Source organism: Streptomyces sp. SID11385, assembly GCF_010548245.1.
Classification (GTDB): domain Bacteria; phylum Actinomycetota; class Actinomycetes; order Streptomycetales; family Streptomycetaceae; genus Streptomyces.
The window spans coordinates 1-7,420 of the sequence record NZ_JAAGLR010001125.1 but is presented as its reverse complement, the minus strand read 5'-3'; the positions used below and the strand labels follow the sequence as shown (position 1 = coordinate 7,420).

The 7,420-nt window shown below is 71.8% G+C and carries 5 protein-coding genes and 2 pseudogenes; 6 read left to right on the top strand and 1 reads right to left on the bottom strand.

Annotation, left to right across the window (positions count from 1 at the left end; all coding sequences use genetic code 11):
* The 4 genes and pseudogenes from G3I42_RS34425 to G3I42_RS34410 form a co-directional block, all read left to right on the top strand.
* Window positions 1–258 (top strand): annotated as a pseudogene (locus G3I42_RS34425) (ribonuclease D); the annotation flags it as partial.
* A 251-nt stretch (window positions 259–509) separates the two neighbouring features.
* Entirely contained in the window at window positions 510–1,724 is a 1,215-nt protein-coding gene (locus G3I42_RS34420; protein ID WP_164291585.1) for an acetyl-CoA C-acyltransferase, read from the top strand.
* Window positions 1,721–3,850, top strand: coding sequence for a 3-hydroxyacyl-CoA dehydrogenase NAD-binding domain-containing protein (locus G3I42_RS34415; RefSeq protein ID WP_164291584.1), 2,130 nt, complete (start codon window positions 1,721–1,723; stop codon window positions 3,848–3,850). The genes G3I42_RS34420 and G3I42_RS34415 overlap by 4 nt, the downstream gene beginning before the upstream one ends.
* Window positions 3,851–4,096: 246 nt before the next feature.
* Window positions 4,097–5,197 (top strand): LCP family protein, encoded by a 1,101-nt coding sequence (locus G3I42_RS34410; RefSeq protein ID WP_164291583.1) that lies wholly within the window; start codon window positions 4,097–4,099, stop codon window positions 5,195–5,197.
* Between the two features lie 64 nt (window positions 5,198–5,261).
* Here the strand turns inward: G3I42_RS34410 and G3I42_RS34405 are convergent, their stop codons facing one another.
* Window positions 5,262–6,305 carry a hypothetical protein gene (locus G3I42_RS34405; RefSeq protein WP_164291582.1) on the bottom strand — a complete coding sequence of 348 codons (1,044 nt, stop codon included), beginning with the start codon at window positions 6,303–6,305 and terminating at the stop codon, window positions 5,262–5,264.
* 192 nt (window positions 6,306–6,497) lie between these two features.
* On the opposite strand from G3I42_RS34405, the gene G3I42_RS34400 reads away from it, so the two are divergent.
* Together G3I42_RS34400 and G3I42_RS38110 are read left to right on the top strand one after the other, a co-directional pair.
* Entirely contained in the window at window positions 6,498–6,869 is a 372-nt protein-coding gene (locus G3I42_RS34400; RefSeq protein WP_164291581.1) for an NYN domain-containing protein, read from the top strand.
* A gap of 295 nt (window positions 6,870–7,164) precedes the next feature.
* Window positions 7,165–7,418 (top strand): annotated as a pseudogene (locus G3I42_RS38110) (NADPH-dependent FMN reductase); the annotation flags it as partial.
* Window positions 7,419–7,420 lie beyond the last annotated feature (2 nt).

Below are 7,420 nucleotides of genomic sequence, written 5' to 3'. Positions count from 1 at the left end.
TGGGCCGACCGCGACCCGGAGGCCGCGGCCCGTCTCTCCGCCGCGCGGGCCGGGGTCAACACGCTCGCGGAGCACCTGCACCTGCCGCAGGAGAACCTGATCACGCCGGACACCGTGCGCCGCGTGTGCTGGGAACCGCCGGCATCGCCCGACCCGGACGCGGTGGCGGAAGCGCTCCGCGGCTACGGGGCAAGGCGCTGGCAGATCGAACACGTAACCCCGGTCCTCACCCGGGCTCTCCAGGCCCACGCGGCCTGAGCCCCCTACACATCCTCTCCCCCGCTGCGGGCAGGCGTCCCGCAACGGGCGGGACGGGTGGGCGCGGCGGGACCCGGCGAGCCGTTGCCGCTCCACGAGGCGGCACCCCATGGCCCCCGTCCGCCTGTGACCTACGCCGCTCCGCCCCGCGGGGGTGCCACTTACGGTTACTCGCGAGTAGCATGACCGGGAGCGACACGCCCCGCCGTGCCGCGTGGCAGTTCCGTCCCGCACCCTGGAGGAGAGCCAACGTGCCTCGTACCATCCGGGACGTCGTCTTCGTCGACGGCGTCCGCACCCCGTTCGGCAAAGCGGGCCCCAAGGGCATGTACCACGAGACGCGCGCCGACGATCTCGTCGTGAAGGCCATCCGGGAGCTGCTGCGCCGCAACCCGGACCTGGACCCGGCGAAGATCGACGAGGTCGCGATCGCCGCGACGACGCAGATCGGCGACCAGGGCCTGACCCTCGGCCGCACCGCGGGGATTCTCGCCGGGCTGCCCCAGTCGGTGCCCGGCTACTCGATCGACCGCATGTGCGCGGGCGCGCTCACGGCCGTCACGACGACCGCCGGTTCGATCGCCTTCGGCGCGTACGACGCCGTCATCGCCGGTGGCGTCGAGCACATGGGCCGCCACCCGATGGGCGAGGGCGTCGACCCGAACCCGCGCTTCGTCTCCGAGAAGCTCGTCGACGAATCGGCGCTCTTCATGGGCATGACGGCGGAGAACCTGCACGACCGCTTCCCGCACCTGACCAAGGAGCGCGCCGACGAGTACGCCGTGCGCTCGCAGGAGAAGGCGGCGAAGGCGTACGCGAACGGCAAGATCCAGGCCGACCTGGTGCCGATCTCGATCCGCCGCACCTCGCCCGAGGGCGGGGAGACGGGCTGGGGCCTCGCGACGGCCGACGAGCCGATGCGTCCGGGCACGACGATCGAGCAGCTCGCGGGCCTGAAGACCCCCTTCCGCGCGCACGGCCGCGTCACCGCGGGCAACGCCGCGGGTCTCAACGACGGTGCGACCGCGTCGATCATCGCCTCCGAGGACTTCGCGCGCGAGAACGGCCTGCCGGTCAAGATGCGCCTCGTCTCGTACGCCTTCGCGGGCGTCGAGCCGGAGGTCATGGGCTACGGGCCGATCCCCGCGACGGAAAAGGCGCTCGCCAAGGCGGGCCTGTCGATCTCCGACATCGGTCTCTTCGAGATCAACGAGGCGTTCGCCGTCCAGGTCCTCGCCTTCCTCGACCACTACGGCATCGCCGACGACGACCCGCGCGTCAACCAGTACGGCGGCGCGATCGCCTACGGCCACCCGCTCGCCTCCTCCGGCGTCCGGCTGATGACCCAGCTGGCGCGGCAGTTCGAGGAGCAGCCCGAGGTGCGGTACGGCATCACCACGATGTGCGTCGGCTTCGGCATGGGCGCCACCGTGATCTGGGAGAACCCCCACTGGGAGGGCAAGTGAGCACCACCACCGAGCTGCTGCGGGAAGCCGCCGCGCTCTTCCCCGACGAGGTCGTCACGCAGGCGCACGTGCGCCACCTCGACCTCCCCGGCGCGGGCCGCTTCGCGCTCATCACGCTGGACAACGGCCTCGACCACACGAAGCCGACGACCTTCGGCCCCGCCTCGCTCGCCAACCTGAGCGCCGCGATCGACCAGGTCGAGCAGGAGGCCGCCGAAGGGCAGATCGTCGGCATCGGCATCACGGGCAAGCCGTTCATCTTCGCGGTCGGCGCCGACCTCAAGGGCGTCGGGCTGCTCAAGCGGCGCGAGGACGCGCTCGCGATCGGGCACGGGGGGCACGAGGTCTTCAAGCGCCTCGCGCACCTCGCCGTGCCGACGTTCGCGTACTACAACGGCGCGGCGATGGGCGGTGGCGTCGAGGTCGGTCTGCACTGCGCGTACCGCACGGTGTCGGCCGCGCTGCCCGCGTTCTCGTTGCCCGAGGTCTTCCTCGGCCTCGTCCCCGGCTGGGGCGGCTGCACCCTGCTGCCGAACCTGATCGGCGCCGAGAAGGCCGTCAAGGTCGTCATCGAGAACTCGCTCAACCAGAACCGGCAGCTCAAGGGCAAGCAGGTCTTCGAACTCGGCCTCGCGGACGCGATCTTCGAGGGCGCGGACTTCCTGGAGCAGTCGCTGCTGTGGACGGCGGCCGTCCTCAAGGGCGAGATCACCGTCGAGCGCCCCGAGGTGGACCGCGGCGAGGCCTGGGACCAGGCCGTCGCGACGGGCCGCTTCCTCGCGGACGGCAAGGTGCACGGCGCCGCCCCGGCCGCGTACCGCGCCCTCGACATCATCGCGGCGGCGAAGAACGGCGACCTCCAGGCCGGTTTCGACGCCGAGGACGAGGCGCTCGCCGACCTCATCATGAGCGGCGAACTGCGCAGCGGCCTCTACGCCTTCGACCTCGTGCAGCGGCGCGCGAAGCGCCCGGCGGGCGCGCCCGACAAGTCGCTCGCGCGCCCGGTCAACAAGGTCGGCGTCGTCGGCGCCGGGCTCATGGCCTCGCAGCTCGCGCTGCTGTTCGTACGCCGCCTCGAAGTGCCGGTCGTGCTGACCGACATCGACCAGGCGCGCGTCGACAAGGGCGTCGGCTACGTGCACGCCGAGATCGACAAGCTGCTCGCCAAGGGCCGCGTCAACCAGGACAAGGCGAACCGCCTGAAGGGCCTGGTCAGCGGTGTCCTCGACAAGGCCGAGGGCTTCGCGGACGCGGAATTCGTGATCGAGGCGGTCTTCGAGGAGATCGGCGTCAAGCAGCAGGTCTTCGCCGAGGTCGAGGCGGTCGTGCCCGAGGGCGCGATCCTCGCGACGAACACGTCCTCGCTCTCGGTGAGCGAGATGGCCTCGAAGCTCCGGCACCCCGAGCGGGTCGTCGGCTTCCACTTCTTCAACCCGGTCGCGGTGCTGCCGCTCCTGGAGATCGTGCGCGGCGAGGCCACGGACGACGCCTCGCTCGCGACGGCCTTCGCCGTGGCGAAGAAGCTGAAGAAGAGCGCGGTGCTCGTCAAGGACGCCCCGGCGTTCGTCGTGAACCGCATCCTGACCCGCTTCATGGGCGAGATCCAGAACGTCATCGACGAGGGCACCCCGGTCGCCGTCGCCGAGAAGGCCGTCGAGCCGCTCGGCCTGCCGATGTCGCCGCTCGTGCTCCTGGAGCTGGTCGGCCCGGCGATCGGCCTGCACGTCTCCGAGACGCTGCACGGCGCCTTCCCCGAGCGCTTCACGGTCTCGCCGAACCTCAAGGCGGTCGTCGAGGCGGGCAAGCGCGGCTTCTACGTGTACGACTCCGGCAAGCCGGAGCTGGACCCCGAGGTCGCGGCGCTCCTGAAGCAGGGCGACAAGGTCCTGACGGAGGAGCAGGCGCGCGACCGCGTGCTCGACGCGGTGGCCGAGGAGATCTCCCTCATGCTCGCCGAGGGCGTCGTCGCCGAGCCGCAGGACATCGACCTGTGCCTCATCACGGGTGCGGGCTGGCCCTTCCACCTGGGCGGCATCACCCCGTACCTGGACCGCGCCGGCATCACCGAACGCGTCACGGGCAAGCGCTTCCTGGCGGAGGGCGTGGCCTCGGTCCCGGCGGCCTGAGCGGGCGGAAACAGGGGACACAGGGCGGGCCGCCCCGGGGTTCTCCCGGGGCGGCCCGCCCTGTGCGGCCCCGCCGGTGCGTGGTCCTCGGGTCGCCCGGGAACCAACAACCGCTCCTCGTACATCTCTTCGATGGGTGGCTTATAGTTCTAGGCCACGCGCGGACCGGCACCCCACTCCAGTCCCCCGCAGCGCACTTGTCGCCACCCCACAGCGACCTTTCGCCGAAGACCCGACTGGAGCAGGATGAGCTACGACGACACGCCGCCGGGCCCCCCGGCCACCCCGCGCGCGGAATCCCGCCGCAAGGGCCGCCGGAAGGGCGGAAAGCGCCACGTCGGCCGCTGGGTCCTCCTCGGTCTCGTGGTCGTCGTGCTCGGTGCCGGTGGTACCGGCTGGTGGTACTACGAGCACCTGAACGGCAATCTCAAGGGCGTGGACCTGAGCAAGCAGCTCGACGAGGCCACGCGCCCGAAGAAGGCCGTCGCCGCCGGGGACGCCACCAATCTGCTGGTCCTCGGCTCCGATTCGCGTTCCGGGGACAACGGCAAGCTCGACGCGGGGAACGTGAGCGGGGCCCGTTCGGACACCGCGCTGCTCGTGCACATCCCCGAGGGGCGGCAGAAGGCGGTCGCGGTGAGCATTCCGCGCGACACGCTCGTGGACCGGCCCGAGTGCGAGAAGCACGACGGCGGGACGCTCCCGGCCGCGCACCGCGTCATGTTCAACTCGGTGTACTCGCTCGCCGGGCCCGCCTGCGTCGTCAAGACCGTCGAGAAGATGTCGGACGTGCGTGTCGACCACCTCGTCGAGGTGGACTTCGCCGGGTTCAAGGGGCTCGTGGACGCCATCGGCGGCGTCACCGTGACGACGGACGAGGACATCCACGACTCGAAGAGCGGTTTCGACCTGCCGAAGGGCACGCACAAGCTCGACGGCACCGACTCGCTCAAGTTCGTCCGCACCCGCTACGGCCACGGCGACGGCAGCGACCTCGGCCGCATCGGTCTCCAGCAGCAGTTCCTGCTGGCGCTGCTGAGCGAGGTGAAGAACCAGGACCTCCTCGGCAGCCCCACCAAGGCCATCAAGATGGCGAACTCCGCGACCAAGGCGCTCACCACGGACGAGGACCTCGCCTCGCTCACGTCCCTCGCCAAGTTCGCCCGGAGCATGCGCGGCATCGATCCGAACACGATGGAGACGATCATGATGCCGGTCGCCTACGACAAGCAGGACCCCAACCGCGTCGTCCCGGCCGAGCCGCAGGTCACGCAGTTGTGGAAGGCGATCCGCAACGACGTGGACATTCCGGAGTCGGCGAAGAAGTCGCCGGCGTCGGGGGGCTGAACCCTCCTCGGTGATACGGGGAAGGGGCCGGTTCCCTCAGGGCCGGCCCTTCCCCGTTCGCCCCTCACACCGTCAGCACGGGCCCCATCGCCAGCCCGGGCCCCGGCGCCTGACGGGCCAACCGCAGCCGCCCGTCCACGCCGAAGACGCCTACGACGACCCGCCCCGCGCCATCCACCGCGAGTGCGGGAGCGCCGGTACCGGTGAGCCCGGTGGGGGCCCACCACACCCCGGACTGCTCGTCCTCGCAGGGGTACGCGGTGGTCAGCACACCCCCGGCCGCGTCCCGGTGCGCGAGAACGGTGCAGTCGCGGCCGTCGACCTCCGCACGCAGCACCGCGGGCTGTCCCTCGTCGGGAGCGCCGCCGATGGGTATGAGCCAACCGCCCATACGGTGCGCCACGATGGTGCCGCGCTCGGGGTCCGTCCAGTACCACGTGACCTGGCCCGGCGAGGTCTCCAGACCGATGAGACTCCCCGGACGCACGGAAAGCGGGACGTCGGGGCGGCGGTCGAAGGCGCCGTGCGGCTTTTCACGCACCCAGTGGTAGGCGGGCTGACCGCCCGCGGCGAAGACCTCGACGCTCCCGGTGGACGTGGCCACCATGGCGGGGGGATCGAAGAGCTTCCTGCCCTTGATGTCCTTCCACGCCTCCCACTTGCCCGTCTTGTCCTCGCGGCGCAGGTTCAGCCCTCCGTACGGGTTGAGCACCACCACGTGTACGAAGCCGCCGTCGTCGATGGCCACCGCCGGGGCGCCGAGACGGCGTTCGGGGTTCTTGGGGTAGGGGGTACCCGCGGGACGGAAGGTGCCGAGCGTGCGGCCGGTCTGGTACTGGACCGCGTGGACGATGTCCACGGCCTCGGTCCCGTCCTTCTTCTTCTGCACCCGCCGCCCCACCAGGTGCGCGTAACCATTGGCGCCCTGCGCCACGGTGAGATGGTCCAGGCCCGCGACCGGGAAGAGATCGGGTCCGGTCCAGGTGGCACCTCCGCGACGCTCCTCGGTCCAGCGCACCACACCTTTCGGGGTGAAGGCGAAGGCGGTGAGCCGCCCGTCCGTCCCCCGTACGAGCCAACGGCCCGCCGGTACGCGTATGGGGCCCACGCCGGGCGCGGACGCCTTGTCCGGCCGTGCGAGAGCTCCGTCCCCAGGTGCTGTTCTGGCCATCGGCCCACCCTTTCCTTCTCCTGACCGGACCGCCGGCCTCCCCGGGCCGTCACGGCCCCGAGCAGCGCCCATCATAGGAGCCGGGACGGAAGGGGCCGCGCGCCGTCCCCACCGCGCGATGATGACCCCATGAACGCACAGCGCACACTCGTCGTGGACGCCGCCAATGTCGTCGGCTCGGTGCCGGACGGCTGGTGGAAGGACCGGAAGGGGGCCGCCGAGCGGCTTCGGGACTCGCTCGCGCGGTACGGGAGCGAGGGCTTGCCCGGCTGGCCGGCGCCGCTCGACGTGGTGCTCGTCGTCGAGGGCGCCGCGCGGGGTGTGACGGCGATCGAGGGGGTACGGGTCGTGGCCGCGTCCGGCAGCGGGGACGACCGGATCGTGGCGGAGGTCGAACGGACGCCGGGCCCGACGCTGGTGATCACGGCCGACCGTGAACTGCGCGACCGTGTCACGGCGTTGGGAGCGGAGGTGGCGGGGCCCCGTACCGTACGGCCGTAACCGCTCGCATCCCTCCTACGGGAGTGGCGGCACGGCGGACGGGGTGGCCGCTCCGGTCGCGAGGACCCGGCCCAGCGCCTCCGCCAGGACAGCGTACGGGTCCTTCGCCGCGCCCGCCGCGCGGAAGCCGATGAAGCGGTCCGGGCGGACGAGGACGACGCCCGTGTCGGAGATCTCCCGCTGGCGCAGCCAGGCGAAACGGGTGTCGATCCAGTCGGCGTCCGGGTTTCCGACCGTGCCCGCGACGAGCGGGATGCCGCGCTCGGCGGCGAGCCGGCGCGCGGCCCTCCTCTCCCTGCTCGCCGCCCAGCACGGCATGACCTGGGTGAGCCTCGGCGCGCACTCCGGCTGGAACAACGCGACCGGTTTTGAGTACGACTCAACCGGCTCGGCTTCTACCTCGGCGCCGGTGCGCAGACCAACGTGGACGCGGGTCCCGAAGGCGTCCACAAGGGCGACCTCGGGACCGCCGAGCACCTCGGCCGCCGCGTCGCCGAGGCCGCCAGGGTGACCGTCGCGGGCCGCGCGGCGCTGGCCTCGGCCGCCTGACC

Excerpts from the sequence above, each read along its gene's own strand:
- G3I42_RS34400 (WP_164291581.1), top strand. The coding sequence starts at position 6,498 with ATGAACGCACAGCGCACACTCGTCGTGGACGCCGCCAATGTCGTCGGC.
- G3I42_RS34410 (WP_164291583.1), top strand. The coding sequence starts at position 4,097 with ATGAGCTACGACGACACGCCGCCGGGCCCCCCGGCCACCCCGCGCGCG.